Origin of the sequence: Nocardia sp. NPDC060255 (assembly GCF_042727395.1) — a bacterium.
Lineage (GTDB): Bacteria > Actinomycetota > Actinomycetes > Mycobacteriales > Mycobacteriaceae > Nocardia.
Genome location: NZ_JBHXAU010000050.1, coordinates 1 through 24,613, shown reverse-complemented (window position 1 = coordinate 24,613; position 24,613 = coordinate 1). Strand labels below are relative to the sequence as shown.

The window sequence follows — 24,613 nt, the reverse complement described above, 5'->3', positions numbered from 1 at the left end:
GTGTATGCCGAGGTGCTCGGTGTCGAGCAGGTCGGTGCGGATGACGACTTCTTCGGTCTCGGTGGTAACTCGCTGCTGGCGACCCAGGTCGCGGCCCGCATCGGTGCCGCGTTGGATTCGCGTGTCCCCGTTCGTACTTTGTTCGAGGCGTCCACCGTCGCCGGTTTGGCGTTGAAGGTCGAGCAGCACGCCGGCACCGGTGGCCGCAAGGCGCTGGTCGCGGGCCCACGCCCGGAACAGATTCCGCTGTCGCTGGCTCAGCAGCGCATGTGGTTCCTCAACCAGTTCGATACCGGTTCCGCCGTCTACAACATCCCGGCCGCCATTCGCCTCTCCGGCGACCTCGATGTCGCCGCCCTGCACGCGGCGGTGACCGATCTGGTGGCCCGCCACGAGATCCTGCGCACCACCTACCCGCAGACCGAGCAGGGCCCGGCGCAGTCCATCGCCGCCGAGGTGCCGGTCGACCTCGCACCCGTGCGGATCGACGCGGCCGACGTGGCGGACGCGGTCTACCGCGTCGTCGCCGCGGGTTTCGACGTCACCACCGAGGTGCCGTTCCGCGCCGAGCTGTTCCAGATCGCCGACACCACCGACTACGTCCTGGTCTTCGTGGCCCACCACATCAGTGCGGACGGCTGGTCGATGGGACCGCTGACCCGCGACCTGATGCTGGCCTATGCCGCCCGCACCGGCGGTGCGGCTCCGGCGTGGACCCCGCTCCCGGTTCAGTACGCGGACTACAGCATCTGGCAGCGCGACGTGCTCGGCGCCGAGGACGACCCGCAGAGCCTGATCGCCCAGCAGTCCGACTACTGGCGCACCGCGCTGGCCGCGCTGCCGGACGAACTGCCGCTGCCCGCGGATCGCCCGCGACCCGCGGCGGCTTCCTACCAGGGCGCGACGCTCAGCTTCGAGATCGACGCGGAACTGCACACCGCGCTCGACCACGTTGCCAAGCAACACAATTCGACCCTGTTCATGGTGGTGCACGCCGCACTGGCGGTGCTGCTCGCGCGGCTTTCCGGTACCACCGATATCGCCATCGGCACCCCGGTCGCCGGTCGTGGCGAGGCCGAACTCGACGACATGATCGGGATGTTCGTCAACACCCTGGTGCTGCGCAACGAGATCGAGCCCGGCACCACCTTCGACGCGTTGCTCGCCGACGTGCGGGACACCGACGTCGCGGCCTTCGGTCATGCCGACCTGCCGTTCGAGCGCCTGGTCGAACTGCTCGACCCGGTCCGCTCGGCGGCCAGGCATCCGCTGTTCCAGGTGATGCTGGTCTTCCAGAACCTGGCGCAGACCTCGCTCGAGCTGCCCGGACTCACCGTGTCCGGCATCGATCCGCAGGTCGAGGTGGCCAAGTTCGATCTGCAGCTCACCGTCGCGGAACAGCAGGACACCCAAGGCCTTTCGGCGATCTTCAGCTACGCGACGGACCTGTTCGACGCTTCGACGGTGCAGAACTTCGCCGACCGCTTCCGCCGCATCCTCACGGCGGTGGCCGCCGATGCAGCTGTAGTGGTCGGCGATATCGACGTGCTGGCCGCCGGTGAACGCGAACTCGTACTGCACGAATGGAATTCGCTCGGCGCCTGGGTGCCCGGCGCTACGCTGCCCGGCCTCATCGCCGATCAGGTCTGGCGCCGCCCGGACGCGGTCGCCATTCGGTTCGGCGACCGCACGCTGACCTTCCGTGAGTTGCAGCGTCGCGCCAACCAAGTAGCCCGAGCATTGATCGCCCAGGGTGCGGGCCCGGAATCGCTGGTGGCCGTTGTGGTGCCACGCACGGAGGACCTGCCGGTCGCGCTGCTCGGTGTCCTCGCGACAGGTGCCGCCTACCTGCCGATCGACTCCGCCTACCCGGCGCAGCGGCTGGAATTCATGCTCGCCGACGCCGCCCCGGTCTGCGTGCTGACCACGGCGGACGAGCGCGACGCGGTGCCCACCGGTGACCTGCCCGTTGTCTTGTTCGAGGAGACAACGACATTCGCCGACGCGCCGATCCACGACGCCGATCGGCTCGCGCCGCTGCACGCCGACAATCTGGCCTATGTCATCTACACGTCGGGCTCGACCGGCGTGCCGAAGGGCGTCGGTGTCGCACACCGCAATGTCGTAGAACTGTTCGCCAACACCCAAACCCTGTTCCGCTTCGACGAACACGACGTCTGGACGCTGTTCCACTCGTTCGCGTTCGACTTCTCGGTGTGGGAGCTGTGGTGCGGTCTAGCGCACGGCGGCTCGGTCGTCGTGGTCGACTACGGCACCTCGCGGTCGCCGGAACAGTTCCGCGAGTTGCTGATTCGCGAGCGGGTCACGGTGCTGAACCAAACCCCGTCCGCCTTCTACCAATTGGTGGCGGCCGACCGCGCCGCCGAGCAAGCCGACTTGGCACTTCGTTACGTCGTGTTCGGCGGCGAGGCCCTCGACCTGCGCAAGCTCGAGCATTGGTACGAACGGCACGGCGCGGCAACCCGTTTGGTCAACATGTACGGCATCACCGAGACCACGGTGCACGTGTCGTTCCTGCCACTGGACGAGCAGGACCGGCACACTGCGGCCAGCGTTATCGGCCGCGCGATCCCCGGCCTGGACGCCTACGTGCTCGACCCACGCCTGCACCCGACGCCACTCGACGTACCAGGCGAGATCCATGTCGTCGGCGCACAACTGTCCCGCGGCTACCTGGGCAGGCCGGGCCTCACCGCGACCAGGTTCGTGGCAAATCCGTTCGGCGCGCCCGGTTCTCGCATGTACCGCACCGGCGACGTCGGCCGCTGGCGCGACAGCGGCGACAAGGCGATGCTCGAATACGCCGGTCGCAGCGACCATCAGGTGCAGCTGCGCGGCTTCCGCATCGAACTCGGCGAGATCGAGGCGGCGCTGGTGCGCTGCGACGGCGTGAATCAGGCCGTCGCCCTGGTCCGTTCGGACGCGTACGGTGATCGGCTCATCGGCTACATCGTGCCCGACGGCGAGATCGATCCGGTGGCCGTCCGTTCCGAGGTCGCCCGGTTCCTCACCGGTTACATGTTGCCGGACGTGATCGTGGTGCTGGGCGCGCTCCCGCTGACACCGAACGGGAAGCTCGACCAGAAGGCGCTGCCAGCACCGGAATTCGTCAGCGCGCGCGCCTTCCGCGCGCCGAGCACGCCGCTGGAGCAGACCATCGCCGCCGCCTTCGCCGACCTGCTCGGCGTCGAAACAGTCGGTCTCGACGACGATTTCTTCGCACTCGGCGGCAACTCGCTGCTGGCCGCGCAGGCCGTCGGCCGACTCCGCGCCGCCGTCGGTGCGCCGGTCAGCGTCCAGTGGTTCTTCACCGACGCCACGGTGGCCGGACTCGCCGCACGGATCGACACGCAGGCGCCGGGGGCGACCGACCCCAACGCCGCGATGAACGTCCTGCTGCCGATCCGCACCGCGGGCACTGCGGCACCGCTGTTCTGCCTGCACCCGATGTACGGCCTGGCCTGGAGCTACGCCGGGCTCGCCCAGCACCTGCCCGCCGATCAGCCGATCTACGGCGTGCAGTCGCCCGCCCTGTCCGAGGACGGCGACCTGCCGGACTCGATCGCCGCGCTGGCGCACCGGTACGTCGCCGAGATCAGGACCGTGCAGCCGCACGGGCCGTACCGGCTGCTCGGCTGGTCGCTCGGCGGCGTGCTCGCGCACGCGATCGCCACCGAGCTACAGGCGGCCGGCGAACAGATCGAGCTGCTGGCCATGATGGACAGCCACCCGAACCCCGACGTCGCGGGCTTCCGCGCGGCGGTGCGCGGCGCGCTGGCCGAACTCGGGCTCGGCGGCGACCTCATCGGGGCCGAGGACGACATCTACGACCTCAGCGACCAGGCGTTGGCCGCGCTGCACGCCATGATCCCGCCGGAACTGGTCGCGCTGACCCCCGAACGGCTGCGTCGTATCTACCGCAGCGCGGTCCGTTCGGCCGAACTGATCGCCGAGCACCGTCCAGGGGTGTTCACCGGCACGCTGGAGTACTTCAGCGCGGCGGTGGCCGATCCCGCGGATGTGCTTCGCGCCACGTCGACCGACTGGTCGCCGCACGTGACGGGCGCGGTGGTCGATCGGCCGGTCGGCGTGACGCACGCGCGGATGACCGCGCCGGAGGCGCTGACCGAGATCGGCGCCGAGCTGGCGATTCTGCTCGGTCGGCGGAGCTGAGCAGGTCCTGCCGACGTGAGGTCACCAATCGCGCGCCGGCAGGGAATAATCGTTCCCGGCGCGCATTTCGCGCGGTCGGATCGCGGTCCGCGGCACGGATCGCACGGGCTGTATTCGGCGTGCGCCGATGGGGTCGGTAACGATGGGCATACGCGCGTTCGATGATCATGGGGGCGGGGAGTATCGAGGCGGGTTTGCGGCGACAACAGGCAGGGTGAGGCTTTTCCATGGTGCGGTCGGTCGGGCAGCGGTATGACGACGCGCGTGCAGCGGTGTGCGCATGACTCGACCGGCACGCGTTCGGCCGACCCGAACCAGGCGATCCAGAGTCACCACCCTGCCGCAGCTGATGGCGACCGCCGTCGAGGCGAACCCCAGCGGCATCGGTGTCGCCTTCGCCGACGCCACCGGCACGCTGACGGAACTGAGTTACGCCGAGCTCGATGACCGGTCGACCCGGCTGGCCCGACTACTGATCGGCCGCGGCATCGGGCCCGAGGACCTGGTCGCGGTCGGTATCCCACGCTCGATCGACTCGGTGGTCGCGGTCTGGGCGGTGGCCAAGGCAGGCGCAGGCTTCGTGCCGGTGGATCCGAACTATCCGGCGGACCGGGTCGAGCACATGGTCGCCGACTCCGGTGTGGTCTTCGGACTGACCGTCGCCGCGGTGCGCGGCGAGCTGCCGGACCGGCTCGACTGGTTGCCGATCGACACCGCTGATTGCGCGCGGCTGCTCGAGGAGTTTCCCGCTGACCCGGTGACCTATATCGATCGGGTGCGGCCGCTGCGGGCCGAGCATCCGGCCTACGTGATCTATACCTCGGGATCGACCGGCAAGCCCAAGGGCGTCGTCATCACCCAGGCCGGGCTGTCCAGCTTCTGCGACGAGCAGCGCGAGCGGTACCGGGTGACGAGTGATTCGCGGACTTTGCATTTCGCGTCGCCGTCGTTCGACGCCTCGGTGCTCGAATTGCTGCTCGCGATCGGCGGCGCGGCCACCATGGTCATCGTGGCCCCGACGGTGTTCGGCGGCGAGGAACTCGCGGCGCTGATCCGCCGGGAGGGCGTGACGCACGCGTTCATCACGCCCGCCGCGCTGGCGTCGGTGGACCCGGCCGGGTTGGACGAGTTGCGTGTGGTGGTCGCGGGCGGCGAGGCCTGCCCGCCGGAGCTGGTGCGACGTTGGGCGGCACCGGTATCCGGTAGACGGATCCGGGAGTTCTTCAACGGGTACGGGCCCACCGAGACCACGATCATGACGAATATCAGTGCGCCGCTTGCCCCGGACGCACCGGTGACCATCGGCGGGCCGATCCGCGCGATCACCGAATACGTGCTCGACGAGCAGCTGGTGCCGGTGGCCGGTGGGGCCGTCGGCGAGCTGTACATCACCGGCGCGCAACTGGCCAGGGGGTATCACGATCGAGCGGGGCTGACGGCGGCTCGTTTCGTCGCGAATCCGTTCGACGCCAACGGCGCCCGGCTGTATCGGACCGGCGACCTGGTGCGCTGGACCGAGTCCGGTGAATTGGAGTATCTGGGCCGCAACGACTTTCAGGTGAAGATCCGTGGTTTCCGGATCGAGCTCGGTGAGATCGACGCGGTCCTCGCCGCCCATGAGACGGTCGACTTCGCGGTCACCGTCGGGCACGACCTCGACAGCGGCGCAACGATTCTCGTCTCCTACGTGCACTCCGCGCCCGGAATGGACGCCGACGCCGCCGAATTGGCCGCCGTCGCGGAGCGCGGCCTGCCCGCGCACATGGTGCCGACGGTGGTCATGGTGCTGGCCGCCATCCCGCTGACTCCGGTCGGCAAGCTGGACCGGGCCGCGCTGCCCTCGCCGCGCCTGCAGACCAAGGTGTTTCGCGCGCCGGTCGGCCCGCTGGAGGAACTGGTCGCCGATGTCTTCGCCGAGCTGCTCGGGCCGGGCGCTCCGGTCGGTGCCGACGACAACTTCTTCGAGCTCGGCGGCAACTCGCTCATCGCGACGCAGGCCGCCGCCCGGCTCGGCGCGGCCCTCACCGCGCGGGTGCCCGCGCGATTGATCTTCGAAACGCCAACGGTCGCCGGGCTTGCCGAGCGGATGGAGTCGTTGAAGGGCGCCGGTGATCGGCGCGCGCTCGCGCCCACCGAACGGCCCGAACACATTCCGCTGTCGCTGGCGCAGCAGCGGATGTGGTTCCTGAACCAGTTCGACACGGCGTCGGCGGCGAACAACATCCCGTTCGCGATCCGGCTGTCCGGCTCGTTGGATGTGCCGGCGCTGCAGGCGGCGATCACCGATGTGATCGAGCGGCACGAGACGCTGCGCACCGTGTACCCGGCCATCGACGGCATCGGCTACCAGGTGGTTCTGCCTACGGCACAGGCCGTTCCGGACCTGGCGCCCAAGCCGCTGGCCGAGCACGAGCTGGCGGACTGGTTGCGCGGATTCGCGCTGACCGGCTTCGACGTCGCCGCCGAGGTGCCGCTGCGCATCGCGCTGGCCGAGCTGTCGCCCAGCGCGCACGTGGTGGTGGTTGTCGTGCACCACATCGCCGCCGACGGTGCCTCGGTCGCGCCGTTCCTGCGGGATCTGCTCGGCGCCTTCCTGTCTCGCCGCAACGGCGCCCCGCCCGCGGTGCCGCCGCTGCCGGTGCAGTACGCCGACTACACGCTGTGGCAGCGCGAGGTGCTCGGCGACGAGGACGATCCCGAGTCGGTGGCCGCCGCGCAGATCGCGTACTGGCGCAACGCCTTGGCGGGCATCCCGGATCGGGTCGAACTGCCTGCGGACCGGCCGCGCCCGGCGGTAGCCACCGGCGGCGGCGCGGAGTACACCTTCGAGGTCACCGCCGACGTGCATCGCGGGCTCATCGAGCTCGCCCAGCGTGCGGGCGCCTCCGAATTCATGGTGGTGCACGCCGCGTTCGCGGCCCTGCTCGCCCGGCTCACCGGCACCGCCGACATCACCATCGGCACACCTGTCGCGGGTCGTGGCGAGCGCGAGCTCGACGGGCTGATCGGCATGTTCGTCAACACCTTGGTGTTGCGCACGCCGATCGATCCCGGCGTCTCGTTCGTCGATCTGCTGGCCGCCACCAAAGAGACGGACCTGGCGGCGTTTTCACATGCCGAGCTGCCGTTCGAGCGGTTGGTCGAGGTGCTCGACCCGGTGCGCTCGCAGGCGCACCACCCGCTGTTCCAGGTGGCGCTGTTCTTCCAGAACATGAACAGGGCGCAGGTCGAGCTGCCCGGATTGTCCGCGCAGGCGGTCGATTTCGACGGCGCGGTGGCCAAGTTCGATCTGCAGCTGACGGTGGTACCCAAGGCCGAGCAGGGGTTCTCGGCGCAGTTCCTTTACGCCACGGATCTGTTCGACGAGGCGACGATTGCGGAGTTCGCGCGGCGCTTCGAGCGGCTGCTCGTCGCGGTGGTCGCCGACCCGGAACACGCGGTCGGTGAGATCGATCTGCTGGCACCGGCGGAGCTGGCGCGGATTCTGGTCGGCTGGAACGAGACCCGGCACGCGGTCGCGCCCGAGCTGCTGCTCGACGGATATCGGCGGGCGGCGGCCGCGCATCCGGAGGCCGTCGCGCTGGCCCACGAAGGTGTGACGCTTACCTATCGCGAGTTCGACGAGCGGGTCAATCAGCTTGCCCGGTTGTTGATTTCGCGGGGTGTCGGCGCGGAGTCGTTGGTGGGTCTGGCGATTCGGCGTTCGTTGGATCTGGTTGTCGGTATGTATGCGATCGTGACTGCCGGTGGTGCGTATGTGCCGTTGGATCCGGATCATCCGGTTGAGCGGATCGCGCACATCCTCGATACCGCACAGCCGACCTGCGTGGTGACCACCTCAGCGGACGCGATCGAGGTGCCCGCCGGTACCGAGGTGCTGACCCTGGATACGGTCGATACCAGTGCTTTCGACGGTTCCCCGGTGCGCCAGGAGGAACTGCTCCGGACGGTGCTGCCGCAGCACCCCGCCTACGTCATCTTCACGTCGGGCTCGACCGGACGGCCCAAGGGCGTCGCGGTCTCGCACGCGGCGATCAACAATCAGATCGAGTGGATGCTGGCGGAGTACCCGCTCGGTACCGACGACGTGTACCTGCAGAAGACCGCGACCACCTTCGATGTGTCGCTGTGGGGCTTCTTCATGCCGTTGCGGGTCGGCGCGAAGCTGGTCGTCGCCACTCACGACGGGCACCGCGATCCGGTATACGTCGCGGAAACCATTGCCGCACAGCGGGTCACGGTCACCGACTTCGTGCCGTCGGTGCTGACGGTGTTCGCCGCGCACACGGCTGCGGGTGCCTGCCCGACCCTGCGGGACGTCTTCGTGATCGGCGAGGCATTGCCGCCCGAGACCGTCGCCGCGTTCCGTGCGGTGTCGCAGGCGCGGGTGCACAACCTGTACGGCCCGACCGAGGCCGCGGTGTCGGTCACCTACTGGCCCGCCGACGGTTCGGATACCCGCTCGGTGCCGATCGGGTTGCCGCAGTGGAACACCCAGGTCTACGTGCTCGACGCGCGCCTGCGCCCGGTGCCTGCCGGCGTGCCCGGTGAGCTGTACCTGACCGGTGATCAGCTGGCGCGCGGATACGTCCGGCGCCCGGATCTGACATCGGATCGCTTTGTCGCCGACCCGTTCGGCTTCGGCGAGCGGATGTACCGCACCGGTGACCTGGTGGTGTGGCGCGACGCCACCGCCGGTCGCTCGCATCGGCTGGATTACCTCGGCCGCACCGACTTCCAGGTCAAGTTCCGCGGCCAGCGCATCGAACTCGGCGAGATCGAGACCGCGCTGCTCGCCCAGCCTGCGGTGAACCAGGCGGTGGCGCTGGTCAGCCGGTCGACGCTGGGCGATCAGCTGGTCGCCTACGTCGTTGCCGCGCCGGGCCATTCGGTCGAGCAGCCGGAACTGCTCGCGGCGATCGCGGAAACGCTGCCCGCCTACATGGTGCCCACCGCGCTCGTCGAGTTGGACGCCTTCCCGTTGAACCCCAGCGGCAAGCTGGACCGCAAGGCGCTGCCCGAGCCGACCTTCACCGCGCGCGAATTCCGCGCGCCCGCAACGCCGGTCGAAGAGATCGTCGCCGAGGTATTCGGTGAGGTGCTCGGACTGGACCGGGTCGGCGCCGACGACGACTTCTTCGCCCTCGGCGGCAACTCGCTGATCGCCACCCGGTTGGTGGCCCGGCTCGGTGCCGCGGTGGACGCCAAGGTGCCGGTGCGCACGCTGTTCGAGACGCCGACGGTGCAGTCGCTGGCGGCCGCGATCGAATCCCGGACCCACGACGAGCGAGGCATCCCGCTGGGCAGCATCGCCCGGCCCGAGCAGTTGCCGCTGTCGCTGTCGCAGCGGCGGATGTGGTTCCTCAACCGCTTCGACCAGTCCGACGACGAGGCCGCCGGTTCGGCCGCCTACAACCTGCCGTTCGCCCTGCGGCTGACCGGTGCGCTGGATGTCGCGGCGCTCGGCGCGGCCCTCGACGACGTGGTGAGCAGGCACGAAGTACTGCGCACCGTGTATCCGGAAACCGCCGACGGGCCGGTGCAGGTCGTGCTGCCTGCGAGCCTGGTCAACTTGGACGTCACCACTCATCCGGTGGCCGCGGCCGAGGTGCCCGGCGAGGTGTACACCTTGGCGTCGACACCGTTCGACGTGACCGACGAGGTGCCGGTGCGCGTGCGGCTGCTCGAAATCGTCGACGGCACAGCGGGATCGGACTATGTGCTCGCGGTGGTGGTGCACCACATCGCGGCGGACGCGTCCTCGATGGGCCCGCTGGTGCGCGACGTCATGGTGGCCTACGCCGCGCGAACCACCGGCGAGGCGCCCGGCTGGAATCCGTTGCGGGTGCAGTACGCCGACTACGCGCTGTGGCAGCGGGCCGTGCTCGGCGACGAGACCGATCCGGAATCGATCGCCGCGCAGCAGATCCAGTTCTGGCGCAAGCAGCTCGCGGGTCTGCCGGACCTGCTGGAGTTGCCGACCGACCGCCCTCGTCCTGCGATCGCGTCGATGGCGGGTGCGCGGGTGGACGTGCGGATCGACGCCGCCACGCACGCCGGTCTCGTGGAACTCGCTCGCGCACATGGCGCGACGCTGTTCATGGTCGTGCACACCGCGCTCGCGGTGCTGCTGGCCCGGCTGTCGGGCACCGGCGATATCGCCATCGGCACCCCGGTGGCCGGTCGCGGCGAACGTGAGCTCGACGACCTGATCGGCATGTTCGTCAACACCGTCGTCTTCCGGGCCACCTTCGACGGCGGCGAAAAGTTCACCGATGTGCTTGCGCGGCAACGTGATACCGACCTACAGGCGTTCGCGCACGCCGACATTCCGTTCGAGCGCCTAGTAGAGGTGCTCAACCCGCCGCGCTCGACCGCGCATCACCCCCTGTTCCAGGTGGGGTTGTCGTTCCAGAACATCGCCCGCACCGCGCTCGAACTGCCCGGCCTCGCCGTGGCCGGGGTCGACGCGGATCTCGATGTGTCGCAGTTCGATCTGCACCTCATCGTGGGCGACAGCTACGACGAGTCCGGTGCGCCCACCGGCATCGGCGGGTTCTTCACCTATGCGACAGATCTTTTCGACGCCGCGACCGTGCAGAGCTTCGCCGACCGGCTGTCGCGGATCTTCGCCGCCGTCGTCGCCGACGCCGCGACACCGGTCGGTGAGATCGACCTGCTCGCGGCCGACGAACGTGACGCGGTCCTGGTGCGGTGGAACGACACCGCGCACCCGGTCGATGCCGCCGCGACGCTGCCGTGGTTCCTGCAGCGGGCGGTGCTGGCCGCGGCGCCCGAGGCGGTCGCCGTGGTGGCCGACCTGCCCAACGGCGCCCGCCACGAGCTGAACTACGTCGAGCTGGACACCAGGGTGAATCGTCTTGCCCGGTACCTGATCTCGATCGGTGTCGGACCGGAAACCCGGGTCGCGCTCGCCTTCCGCCGCTCGGTGGATCTGGTCGTCGCGATGTACGCGGTCACCAAAGCCGGTGGCGCGTATGTGCCGGTCGATCCGGAACAGGCCGCCGAGCGCACCGACTACATCCTCCGGACCGCGGCACCGGTGTGCGTGCTGACCAACGCGGACGCGGACTTCGACACCGAGGTCGCACCCCTGGTGCCCATCGACGAGCTCGTCCTGGGTTCCTTCGCGAGCACGCCGCTCTCGGATACCGAGCGCGTCGCGCCGTTGCGGCCCGAGCACACCGCGTACGTGATCTTCACGTCGGGATCGACCGGCCGCCCGAAGGGCGTTGCCGTCTCGCACGCCGCCATCGTCAACCAGTTGCAGTGGAAGACAGCGGAATTCGGGCTCGCCGACGACGATGCCGTACTGCTCAAGACGGCCGCCACCTTCGACCTCTCGGTCTGGGAGTTCTGGTCGGCGGTGCTCTGCGCGGGCAAGCTGGTGATCGCCGCGCCGGACGGACACCGTGATCCGGCCTACCTCAACGACCTGATCGCCAGGGAAGCGGTCACGACGCTGCATGTCGTCCCGTCCATGCTGGACGCTCTGCTGGTGCACACCGGCACCGAGGCCACGTCGGAACCGTCGCCGCTGCGGCGCGTGCTCGCCATCGGTGAGGCGCTGCCCGCCGCGCTGGCCCAGCGGTTCCTGACGGCGCACCCAGATGTGGTGCTGGACAACCTGTACGGGCCGACCGAGGCCGCCGTGTCGGTCACCCGCCACCGGGTGACCGACGCCGACCAGAGCTCCGTGCCGATCGGTACACCCGAGTGGAACAGCCAGGCCTACGTGCTCGACGGCCGGCTCCGTCCGGTGCCGATCGGCATCTCCGGCGAGCTGTACCTGGCGGGCGGTCAGCTGGCCCGCGGCTACTTCGGTCGCGCCGACCTGACCGCGGATCGGTTCGTGGCCAACCCGTTCCGGCCCGGCACCCGCCTGTACCGCACCGGCGACCTGGTGGCCTGGAACCGCGACGGCGAGCTGGAGTACCAGGGCCGCACCGACTTCCAGGTGAAGATCCGTGGTTTCCGGATCGAGCTCGGTGAGATCGAGGCCGCGCTGCTGGCGTTGCCCGAGATCGCGCAGACCGCGGTGGTTGCCAAGTCCGATCCCAAGACCGGTGATCGCCTGGTGGCCTACCTGGTCGCCGCTGACCCCGGCGCGCCGGCCGGGCTCGCCTCTTCGTTCGCCGTTCAGGCCGCCGCCTTCGCCGCGCAAGCCGCCGCCGAGGCGGGGATGCCGGACGAGGCCGCCGGTCTCGATGTGGCACAGGTGAAGTCGGCGCTGAGCGCGGCGCTGCCGTCGTACATGGTGCCGTCGGCGTTCGTCGTGCTCGATGCGTTGCCGTTGAACGTGAACGGCAAGCTGGATCGAAAGGCGTTGCCGGAGCCCGAGTTCGAGGCGCTGGTGTTCCGCGCGCCGTCGACGCCCATCGAAGAGATCGTGGCGTCGGTGTACGCCGAGGTGCTCGGTGTCGAACGGGTCGGCGCCGACGATGATTTCTTCGCACTCGGCGGCAACTCGTTGCTGGCGACCCAGGTCGCCGCGCGCATCGGTGCCGCGCTCGATTCACGGGTCCCGGTGCGTGCCCTGTTCGAGGCGTCCACCGTCGCCGGACTCGCGGTCAAGGTCGAACACACCACGAGCGAGCACACGCGCAACCCGCTGGTCGCCCAGCCGCGCCCCGATCACATTCCGCTGTCCTCGGCTCAGCAGCGGATGTGGTTCCTCAACCAGTTCGACACCGCCGCCGCCGTCTACAACATCCCGGCCGCCATCCGCCTGTCCGGCGACCTGGATGTCGATGCGCTGCAACAGGCCGTCGCCGATCTCGTCGCGCGCCACGAGATCATGCGCACCGTCTACCCGGAGACCCTGGCGGGCCCGGAGCAGCGAGTGCTTGCGCCACACGAGGTTTCGGTGGATCTGGCACCCGCGCAGATCGGTGAGGAACGCGTCGCGCACGAGGTGCAGCGGATCGTCTCCGCCGGTTTCGACGTCACCATGGAGGTGCCGTTCCGCGCCAGGCTGTTCCAGCTCGCGGGCAGCGAATACGTTTTGGTATTCGTCGCGCACCACATCAGCGCCGACGGCTGGTCGATGGGCCCGCTCACCCGGGACCTGATGCTGGCCTACGCCGCGCGCAGCGGCGGCGAGGCGCCGTCCTGGGCGCCGCTGCCGATCCAGTACGCCGACTACGCGCTCTGGCAGCGCAGCGTACTCGGCAGCGACGACGACCCCGAGTCGCTCGCGGGCGCGCAACTCGCCTACTGGACAACCGAACTCGCCGACCTGCCGGACGAGCTGAACCTGCCGACCGACCGGCCGCGTCCCGTGGCACAGAGTTTCGCGGGCGGCAAAACGGATTTCGTCGTCGAGGCCGACGTGCACGCCGCGCTGGTCGGACTGGCCAAGCAGCACAACGCCACCCTGTTCATGGTCGTGCACACCGCGCTCGCGGTGTTCCTCGCCCGGATGTCCGGCACCGAGGACGTCGCCATCGGCACCCCGATCGCGGGTCGCGGCGAGGCCGAACTCGACGACCTGATCGGCATGTTCGTCAACACGCTGGTCCTGCGCACCCGGGTCGCGGCCGATCTCGGCTTCACCGACCTGCTCGCCGCGAACCGGGAGACCGACCTGCGGGCCTTCGCCAACGCGGACACCCCGTTCGAGCGGCTGGTCGAGGTGCTGGATCCGGAGCGTTCCTCGGGTCGGCATCCGCTGTTCCAGGTGGCGTTGTCCTTCGAAAACCTCGCCGCGACAAGCTTCGAGTTGCCCGGCCTGAACTTCGCCGCGCTCGATCCGGCCGCCGACACCGCCAAGTTCGACCTGCTGCTCACCATGCGCGAGCAGCGCACCGAAGCGGGCGCCGAAGCCGGGCTCGCCGCCGAATTCACCTATGCCCGTGACCTGTTCGACGAGCAGACGGTCTCCGAGTTCGGCCGCCGCTTCCGCGGCATCCTGGCCGCCGTCGCGCAGGAGCCCGGCACCGCGGTCGGCGACCTGGAGATCCTGGACGAGTCCGAGCGCGCCGATCTGGTCTCCCGGGTGGGGGCCGAAGCCGCCGCGCCGCGCAGCCTGCCCGAGCTGATGGCCTCCGCGGTCACCAGGAACCCCACGGGTGCCGCCCTCGTCGTCGGGGGCCGTTCCTTCAGCTACGTCGAACTCGACGCCGCCTCTTCGCAATTGGCGCGCACGCTGATCGATCGCGGTGCGGGCCCTGATGTCCTGGTCGCCCTGGCGATCCGGCGCTCGGTGGAGTCGCTGCTCGCGCTGTGGGCGATCGCCAAGACCGGGGCGGCGATCGTGCCGATCGACCCGACCTACCCGGCCGACCGGATCGCGCACATGGTGGCCGATTCCGGTGCGGCGCTCGGTGTCACGTTGACCGCCGAACTCGGCGGCCTGCCTACGATGGCAGGCGGCCGGCCCTGGTTCGTGCTCGACGATCGCGACTTCACCTTCGACGTCGCGTCCCGTTCCGACCGCCCCATCAGCCTCACCGAACGCCACGGCCCGATCCGGAGCACCAACGCCGCGTACGTGATCTACACGTCGGGCTCCACCGGCCTGCCCAAGGGCGTGGTGGTGACCCACGCGGGTCTGGCCAACTTCAGTGCCGAGCAGGTGGAGCGGTACGAGCTCGACCAGACCACGCGCGCACTGGGTTTCGCGTCGCCGTCGTTCGATGCCTCGATGCTGGAGCTGCTGCTCGCGCTCGGCTCGGCGGGCGCGCTGGTGGTCGCGCCGCCGCAGACCTTCGGCGGCGACGAGCTGGCCGAGCTGATCCAGGCCGAAGGCGTGACGCACGCCTTCCTCACCCCGTCCGTGCTGGCCTCGCTCGACCAGGACGCGCTGTCCGGCATGCGGGCCATCGTGGCCGGCGGCGAAGCGGTGCCCGCCGACCTGGTCGCCAAGTGGGCCGGTGCCGAGAACCGGCGCTTCCACAACGGTTACGGGCCCACCGAGACCACGATCATGACCAACATCAGCGACCCGCTGCGGCCGGGGGAGCCGGTGACCATCGGCGGACCGATCCGCGGCATGCGTTCGCTGGTGCTCGACCGCAGGCTACGCCCGGTGCCCGAAGGTGTTGCGGGCGAGCTGTATCTGGGCGGCATCCAGCTGGCCCGTGGCTACCACGCCAGGCCCGGCCTCACCGCGGCTCGGTTCATCGCCGACCCGTACGGCCTGCCCGGCGAGCGGCTCTACCGCACGGGCGACGTGGTGCGCTGGGTGCGCGGCGCGGGCGAGCCGGTGGTGGAGTATGTGGGGCGCAACGACTTCCAGGTGAAGGTGCGTGGTTTCCGGATCGAGCTCGGCGAGATCGATGCCGCGCTCGCCGCGCAGCCGGGCGTCGAGTTCGCGGTCACCCTCGGCCGCGAATCCGGGGCGGGCGCAACGATGCTCGTCTCCTATGTGCTGCCCGCCAAGGGCGCCACACTCGATGTCGCGGCACTGACCGAACAACTCGGTAGCACGCTGCCGGAGTACATGGTGCCGACGGCCATCGTGGTGCTGGACGAGATCCCGCTGACACCGGTCGGCAAGCTGGACCGGCGCGCCCTGCCTGAACCGGCCATCGAGACCACTGCCTACCGCGCGCCGCAGACCAAGGCCGAGCTGACCATCGCCGAGGTGATCGGCGAGGTGCTGAATATCGAGCGGGTCGGGCTCGACGACGACTTCTTCGCCCTCGGCGGCGACAGCATCGTCTCCATCCAGGTGGTGTCGCGCTGCCGTGGTCGCGGCGTGACCTTCACGCCGCGTGACGTTTTCGAGTCGCGCACCGTCGCCGCGCTGGCCAAGGCCGCTGTGGTCGAGGACGGGCCGGGCGACGAGTCCGGCGACCTGCCGTTGACGCCACACGCGGCGCGGCTGCTCGAAACCGGCGTCGAGGTGCGCGCCATCGCGCTCGACGTGCCGGAGAGCTGCGCCGTCGAAGCGGTGCACACCGCGGTCGGCAAGGTGCTCGACCAGCATCCGATGCTGTGGGTCCGGCTGGACCGCGAGGGCGACACCCCGGTACTGCGGATCCCGCCCGCCGACGAACGCACCGGCGAGGCGTTCCGCCGCCTCGACGCGCAGCACGGCGAAACCACGCTGCCCATCGACGATGTGGTGCAGGCCGCCGCGGCGGCGCTCGATCCCGAGCAGGGCCGCAACATCCACTTCGTGCTGACCGGCGGGCCCGAGGGCCGGTCGACGCTGATCGTCGTCGCCAACGGTCTTGTCGTGGACGATATCTCGTGGCGCACCATCGTCGATCAGCTGACCGCGGCCTGGAGCCGCGGCCGCCACGCCGCCCCCGCCGCGCCGGAATCCGGCCTGGGTGTGCTCATCCGCGCGCTCTCGGCCAAGGCCCACGATTTGCGGACTGTCGGTGAGTTGGGCTGGTGGGAACGGGTTTTGGCAACCATCCCCGAGGGCACCGTCGCCGACGGGCGCGACCTGCGGGCGCGCAGCCGGGTCTCGCTGGCCATCACGGCGGAGGGCGCTGCCGCGGTCGCGGCCGCTGCCGCTGCCTACCACGCCACCGTGGACGATGTCCTGCTCACCGCGGTCGCACTGGCATTGCAGACGTCGGCGGGCGAACCCGTCACGCGCGCACTCGGTTCGGTGATCCGGCTGTCCGCCGACGAGCGGTCCGCGACCGGCGCCGACGAGAACATGGTCGGCGGCTTCACCACCGAATACCCGCTTCCGTTGCGGCTCACCAGGATCGACGCCGACGACGCGCTCGTCGGCGGTCCCGCCGCAGGTGCCGCGCTCGCGCAGATCAAGGAGCTGCGCCGAGCGGTGCCCTCGCAGGGCGTCGGCTATGGCCTGCTGCGCTACCTCAACGCGGACACCGCCGCCGACCTGAGCGAGCTCGGCCGTGGCCGATTCGCGCTGCGCTACCGCGACCTTCGCCCGGCTCGGGTGCACACCGACACCATGGCCGAGGACCTGCTGCTCGACCTCACCGTCGACGCCGCCGACGACGGCCTGGTCGCCCGGTTCGACTATGCCTCCGCCGCGTTCGCCGGTGACGCGGTGAAATCGTTTGCCGAGCACTGGATCTACGCGCTAGGCGGGCTGGCCGAGCACGGCCTGCGGGCGGACGGCGTCACCTTCACGCCGTCGGACTTCACGCTGGTCCGGCTGAAGCAGCCCGACATCGACCGCCTCACCACCACCTACCCGAACCTCACCGATGTGTGGCCGGTGACCCCGCTGCAGTCCGGCATGCTGTTCCACGCGCTGCTCGCCGAGTCCTCGGTGGACGTCTACACCACCCAGTTCGTGCTGGACCTCGGCGGCGACGTGCACCCGGGGCGGATGCACGCGGCCGCGCAGGCCGTGCTGGACCGGCACGACAACCTGCGAGTCGCCTTCGCCGAGGACGCCGCGGGCAATCCGCTGCAGATCGTGCAGGATTCGCTCGAAGTACCGTGGCGGCTCATCGATCTCGGCCAGCTCGAGCCCGACGCCGCGGCGCAGGAACTGGCCGACATCAAGGCGGCCGACCTCGCCGATCACTTCGACATGCGGACCGCGCCGCTGCTGCGGTTCGCGCTGATCCGCTCCGCCGCCGACGCCTTCCACCTACTGGTGACCAGCCACCACATCCTGATCGACGGCTGGTCGATGCCGCTGCTGATGAAGGACCTGCTGACGCTGTACGCGCTCGGCGGCAATTCCCGGCACCTGCCCAAGGTGCCGTCGTATCGGAGCTACCTGGCCTGGCTGGTCGCGCAGAAGGCCGACTCGGCCCGCGAGGCCTGGCGCACCGCGCTCACCGGTATCACCGAGCCGACGCCGCTGGCGCCGGTCGATCCCGGCCGCGAAATCTCCGCCGGGGTAGGCGAAGTCGGCTTCGAGCTGGCGCAGTCCGACACCACCGCGCTCACCCGGCTCGCCTCGGGGCTCGGCGTGACGGTGAACACCGTCGTGCAGGCGGCCTGGGGCTTGCTGATCGGCCGCAGTGTCGATCGCGACGACGTGGTGTTCGGCGCAACGGTGTCCGGCCGGCCGCCGCAGCTGGATGGCGTCGAGAGCATGGTCGGGCTGTTCCTCAACGCGATCCCGGTGCGGGTACGCCTCGGCGCCACCGACACGCTCGGCGGGCTGCTGCGCCAGCTGCAGGGTGAGCAGGCCGGGCTGCTGGACCACCACTACCTCGGGCTGAGCGATATTCAGGAAATCATCGGCGTGGAAGGGCTTTTCGACTCCCTCGTGGTGTTCGAATCGTTCCCCGTCGACCGGGACGGCCTGGACAAGGCCAGCGATATCGACGGCCTGAGTGTCACCGGCGTCGGCGCGGTCAACGGCACCCACTACCCGCTCACCATCATGGTGGTGCTGGACAGCCAGCTGCGGGTGTCGGTGAAGTATCTCCGCGACCTGTTCGACGAGACGGCGGCACAGGCACTCGCACAACGGCTTTCGGCGTTGATCCGTCGTTTCGTCACCAACCCGCAAGCGCGCATCGCCGATATCGATGTGCTGCTCGACAGCGAACGCGCCCTGCTCGCCGCCCGCAACGCCACCGAAGTGCCGGACCTACTGGACGATTCGACGCTGCTGACGCTGTTCGACGCGCAGGTGGCACGCACGCCGGACGCTCCCGCACTGCGCTACGGCGACGTCACGCTCAGCTACGCCGACCTCGACCTGCGCTCCAGGGCGCTGGCCGGGGAGATCGCCCGGTGGGGCATCGGCGCGGAATCGCGGGTCGGCGTGGCCATGCGGCGCGGGATCGACCTGGTCGTCACCATCTACGGCGTGCTGCGGGCGGGCGCGGGCTACCTGCCGATCGACCCGGATCACCCGTCCGAACGCAACGAGTACGTGCTGGCCAGTGCCAACCCGGCCTGCGTGTTGACCACCAGCGCCGACGCGTTCGTGACCGATACCGACATCGCGGTCGTCGCGGTGGACACGCTCTACCTGCCGCTGGACGCGGTGTCGTTCACCGATACCGACGTGCACCCCGACAACGTCGCCTACGTCATCTACACCTCCGGTTCCACCGGCCGCCCCAAGGGGGTGGTGATCACGCACCGGCAGATGGTCAACCAGTTCCGCTGGGCGCAGTGGACCTATCCGCACGATGCCGGCGACGTGGTGCTGCACAAGACGCCGATCACCTTCGACATCTCCACCTGGGAACTGTTCTGGCCGTTGCAGACCGGCGCCTCGATCGTCGTCGCCGAACCGGACGGTCATCGCGATCCCGCGTACCTGGCCGAGACCATCGCCGAATATGGCGTCAGCACGGTGCATTTCGTGCCGTCGATGCTGGACGCGTTCCTGGGCCCGGACCCGATGGAGTTCCCGAGCCTGCGTAGGGTCTTCGCCGCGGGCGAGGCGCTCACCGCGGAGACCGTGGCCGCCTTCTCCGCCGCCCTGCCGGACATCGATCTGGTGAACTGGTACGGGCCCGCCGAGGCGACGGTGGTCACCGATTATCCGGTGGAAGACACTGCCGCACTGACGGTTCCGATCGGCACGCCGGTCGCCAACACCCAGGTGCACGTGCTCGACCGGCAGCTGTGCCCGGTGCCGCCCGGCGCCGCGGGCGAGCTGTACCTCGCGGGCGTCCAGCTGGCTCGGGGGTACCTCGGTGCCCCGGCCCTCACCGCGGAGCGTTTCGTCGCGCACGAGGGCGGTGCGCGCCTCTATCGCACCGGTGACATCGTCCGGTGGCGCGGCGGCGCGCTGGAATACTTGGGCCGCAGTGACTTCCAGGTGAAGCTGCGTGGACAGCGGGTCGAGCTCGGTGAGATCGAGACCGTGCTGCTCGCCCTGGATTCGGTGCGGCACGCCGCCGTCTCACTGGTCAGCGGTACCGCCGGGGACCGGCTCGTCGCCTACCTGGTCGCCATGCCGGGGGAGACCATCGACCAGACCGCCGCCCTGCTGCACGCGCGTGGTTCGCTGCCGTCGTACATGGTGCCGTCGGCGTTCCTGGTGCTGGATGCGTTGCCGCTCAACGCAAGCGGCAAGCTCGACCGCAAGGCGCTGCCGGTCCCGGAGTTGGGCGCGCGGCCGTACCGGCCACCGACCACTCCGCTGGAGCGGACCATCGTCGAGGTCTTCGCCGAGATCCTCGGCGTCGACCGGGTCGGGCTCGACGACGACTTCTTCGACCTGGGTGGCAATTCGCTGGTCGCGACCCGCGCGGTCAGCCGGTTGCGCACGCTCACCGGTGCCGAGGTCCGGGTGCAGTGGTTCTTCACCGACTCCACCTCGGGCGCACTGGCCACCCGCATTCTCGCCGCGCTGGCCGGTGACCACGACTACGACCTGGACTCGAACGCTGCGCTCGGCGTGCTGTTGCCGATCCGCACCAGGGTGCCGCACGATATGGCCGCCGCTGAGCCGCTGTTCTGCATCCATCCGATGTACGGATTGTCGTGGTGCTACGCCGGTTTGGCTCGCTACGTGCCTGCCAGCAGGCCGATCTTCGGTCTGCAGTCGCCCGCGCTGTCGGAGGACGGCTACCTGCCCGCATCGCTGGCCGAGATGGCCGCCCGGTACGTCGCGGAGATCCGCGCCGTGCAACCGCAGGGCCCGTACCGGCTGCTCGGCTGGTCGCTCGGCGGTGTGCTCGCGCACGCCATCGCGACCGAATTACAGGCCGCGGGTGAACAGGTCGCGCTGCTCGCCATGCTGGACAGCCATCCCGACATCGACGTCACGGACTTCCGTGCGGCGATCCGCGAGGCGCTGAGTGAACTCGGCATCGGTGCGGATGCGTTGCTGCCCAGCGACGGTGATATCCACGACCTCAGCGACGAGGCGCTCGCCGCGCTGCACGCCACCATCCCGCCGGACATGGCCGTGCTCACTCCCGAGCGGGTGCGCCGGATCTACCGCAGCGCGGTGCGTTCGGCCGAGCTCATCGCCGAGCATCGGCCGGAGGTGTTCCACGGCAGGCTCGATTACTACAGCGCGGCCGGGCACGACACCGCGGCAGCCGGCTGGCAACCGTTCATCGACGGCCGGGTCGAGGATCACCCGATCGGTGTCACGCATGATCAGATGACCACGCCGGAGGCGCTGGCCGAGATCGGCCCGAGCCTGTCCGATCTGCTCGATCCGCGTGCGCACTAGGTGCGGCCGCGTATTCGCGGATCGCCGGTGCTTCGCGTTGCGAAGGTGGGTCGGGCGCGCGAAGATCGGGGTTGCTCAGGCATGATGGGCAACGCTGAGGTAACGATCACCTCTTTTGCCACGACTCCATACCCCGTATGGTCTGCCGTGGTGTGTTCAGGTCATCCACCGCAGGGCGTGTGCGGCCTCGCGCATTCGCGGCTCGCAAGCGCTCTATGGGGAATGCAGATGGAATCTCGAGACGAAGCGAAGGTGCGAAATTGATACGTCGACAGACCCGGCGCAGCGGCCTGCGTGCCGCCGCGGCGATCGCGGCCACTGCGGTCCTTGCGGGAGTGATGACCGGCCTCGGCGTAACCACTGCCACTGCCGCTGACCCGATTATCGATGGCAAGAGCCTGCTCGCCAACCCGACTTCGCCCGACGGTTCGAAGATCACCAAGGCCGAATACAAGGACGCGCGCAACATCCGGCTGTACGTGTACTCGGCGGCGATGGACCAGAAGGTCATCATCGACGTCCAGCGCCCGGCCGACGCCTCGGTGCCGCGCCCGACCCTGTACCTGTTGAACGGTGCGGGCGGCGGCCAGGACGACGCCTCCTGGCAGGCGAAGACCGATGCGCTGGCGTTCCTTTCGGACAAGAACGTCAATGTGATCCAGCCCATCGGTGGCAAGTGGAGCTATTACACCGACTGGATCAAGGACGACCCGACGCTCGGGCGCAACAAGTGGAAGACCTTCTTCACCGAGGAGCTGCCGCCGCTGGTCGACGGCGCGCTCGGCACCAACGGCGTGAACGCGATTGCGGGCCTGTCCACCTCGGGCACCACCGTGCTCGCGCTGCCGATCGCCAAGCCCGGCCTGTACAAGGCGGCCGCGGCCTACAGCGGCTGCGCCCAGACCAGTGACCCGGTCGGCTCGGAGTTCGTCAAGCTCACCGTCGAGACCTGGGGCGGTGGCGACACCAACAACATGTGGGGCCCGCAGGGTTCGGCGGACTGGGTGGCCAACGATCCGTATGTGCATGCCGAGGGCCTGCGCGGACTCGACCTCTACATCTCGACCGGCAACGGGCTGCCCGGCCAGTACGACACCCTCGACGGCAAATACGCGCTCCCCGGCGCCTACGGTCTGGCCAACCAGATCATCATCGGCGGCGTGATCGAGGCGGGCACCAACTTCTGCACCAACAACCTCAGGGGGAAGCTGGACTCGCTGGGCATCCCGGCGACCTACAACTTCCGCAACACCGGCACCCACTCGTGGGGCTACTGGCGCGACGAGTTCCAGCTGTCGTGGCCCGTGCTGGCTCGCGGTCTGGGCATCTGAGCGACCCGCTAAATACCGACTGACCGCCTGGTTATACCTTTGGGTATGACCAGGCGGTCGGCTTTTACGGGTCCTGCTAACGAAAAAGTTCGGGAACCCGTAAAATCTTGTTCTGTGAGTACCACCTTGGCTGAGTCCGCTAGATCTGCGTCCCAGCGGGCCCGTGCGGCCAGCCTCTTGCTCGGCCCTGCCTTCGTGGCGGCGATCGCATATGTCGACCCCGGCAATGTGGCGTCGAATATCAGCGCGGGTGCGACATTCGGGTATCTGCTCGTGTGGGTCATCGTGATGGCCAACGTGATGGCCGGGCTCGTCCAATTCCTTTCGGCCAAGCTGGGATTGGTGACCGGCATGTCGCTGCCGGAGGCGGTGCGGGCCCGGTCGAGCCGCACCACCCGGCTGGCCTACTGGGGGCAGGCCGAGACCGTCGCGATGGCCACCGACCTGGCCGAGGTGGTCGGCGGCGCGATCGCGCTCAACCTGCTGTTCCAGCTGCCGCTGCTGCTCGGCGGCGTGATCACCGGCGTGGTGTCGATGGGTCTGCTGCTCGTGCAGGACCGACGCGGGCAGAAGCCGTTCGAGCGAGTGATCACCGGGCTGCTCGCCGTGATCGCGATCGGTTTTCTCGCCAGCCTGTTCATTGCACCGCCCTCGGTCGGCGGCACCCTCGGCGGACTGCTGCCCAGGTTCCAGGGCGCGGAGAGCGTGCTGCTCGCCGCGGCCATGATCGGCGCCACGGTCATGCCACACGCGGTGTACCTGCACTCCGGCTTGGCCAGGGACCGGCACGGCCACCCGGCGGTCGGACCGATGCGGGTCCGGTTGCTGAAGATCACCAAGATCGATGTGGTGCTCGCGATGGTGCTGGCGGGCACGGTCAACTTGGCGATGCTCCTGATGGCCGCAAATACGTTGCGCGACCGCGAGATCGAAACCCTGCAGGACGCGCACACCGCCGTCGGCGACGCGCTGGGCCCGGTCGCGGCACTCCTACTCGCCATCGCCCTGCTGGCCTCCGGCCTCGCCTCCACCTCGGTAGGCGCCTACGCCGGCGCAATGATCATGCAGGGCCTACTACGCCGCCACATCCCGCTCCTACTGCGCCGGGTCATCACCCTGATCCCAGCCCTGGCCATCCTCGCCGCAGGCATAGACCCCACCCGAGCCCTGATCATCTCCCAGGTAGTCCTCTCCTTCGGCATCCCCTTCGCCCTGATCCCCCTGGTACGTTTCACCAGCGATCGAACCCTGATGGCCAACGACGTCAACCACCGCATCACCACCACCCTGGCCTGGCTCATAGCCGCCATAATCTCGGCCCTGAACATCGTCCTGATCTACCTGACAATCACCGGCGCCTAACCCCGACCGCTCACCCTTTGTGCAACCCGCCCACCTCGTATACCGGGTGTGCCGGTTACACAAAGGGTGAGCGGCTTCCAAATCCCCCCGCGGGCAGCGGAATACGCACCCTGTGTCGGAATCGCGCACCCGGATCAGGGCCCTATCGCCGGGCGAATTCCGAAAGACGGTGCGGATCGGTGCTCGAACCGGGTGCGCACCCGGCCACGAGTGCCCATCACCCCACCCCACCCCGCCGAACCCAGAATCTGCGCACCCTCTCGGGACCTGCACCGGCTTTAGGGCCCTATTCCGAGTGCACATCCCGAGTGAGGGTGCAGATCCTGGGCATACCGGCCGGAGAGCCCCTTTCGCAGGCTGATCGAGCACCCGAAGTCGCGCACCCCGTGCAGAGAATGCGCACCTGGCGCGACCCCCGCACTCACCACGCGGGCAACGGAATCCGCACTCTCACTCGGGACCTGCACCGGCTTTAGAGCCCTATTCCGAGTGCGCATCCCGAGTGTGGGTGCAGATCCTGGGGATACCGGCCGGAGAGCCCCTTTCGCAGGCTGATTGATCACCCGAAGTCGCGCACCCCGTGCAGAGAATGCGCACCTGGCGCGACCCCCGCACTCACCACGCGGGCAACGGAATCCGCACTCTCACTCGGGAC

Annotated in this window: 4 protein-coding genes; all 4 read left to right on the top strand. The window is 69.3% G+C overall.

The features are described 5' to 3' along the window. A partial coding sequence (locus tag ACFWF1_RS43605; RefSeq protein ID WP_379322285.1) for an amino acid adenylation domain-containing protein occupies positions 1-4,194 on the top strand: 4,194 nt, incomplete at its 5' end. Between the two features lie 274 nt (positions 4,195-4,468). Then, the gene (locus tag ACFWF1_RS43600; protein ID WP_379322284.1) at positions 4,469-21,265 is read left to right on the top strand and encodes a non-ribosomal peptide synthase/polyketide synthase; all 16,797 of its coding nucleotides are present in this window, start codon (positions 4,469-4,471) and stop codon (positions 21,263-21,265) included. 338 nt (positions 21,266-21,603) lie between these two features. Next, positions 21,604-22,596 (top strand): alpha/beta hydrolase, encoded by a 993-nt coding sequence (locus ACFWF1_RS43595; RefSeq protein WP_379282343.1) that lies wholly within the window; start codon positions 21,604-21,606, stop codon positions 22,594-22,596. 126 nt (positions 22,597-22,722) lie between these two features. Continuing rightward, positions 22,723-23,958, top strand: coding sequence for an Nramp family divalent metal transporter (locus tag ACFWF1_RS43590; RefSeq protein WP_379282344.1), 1,236 nt, complete (start codon positions 22,723-22,725; stop codon positions 23,956-23,958). Positions 23,959-24,613: the final 655 nt, after the last annotated feature.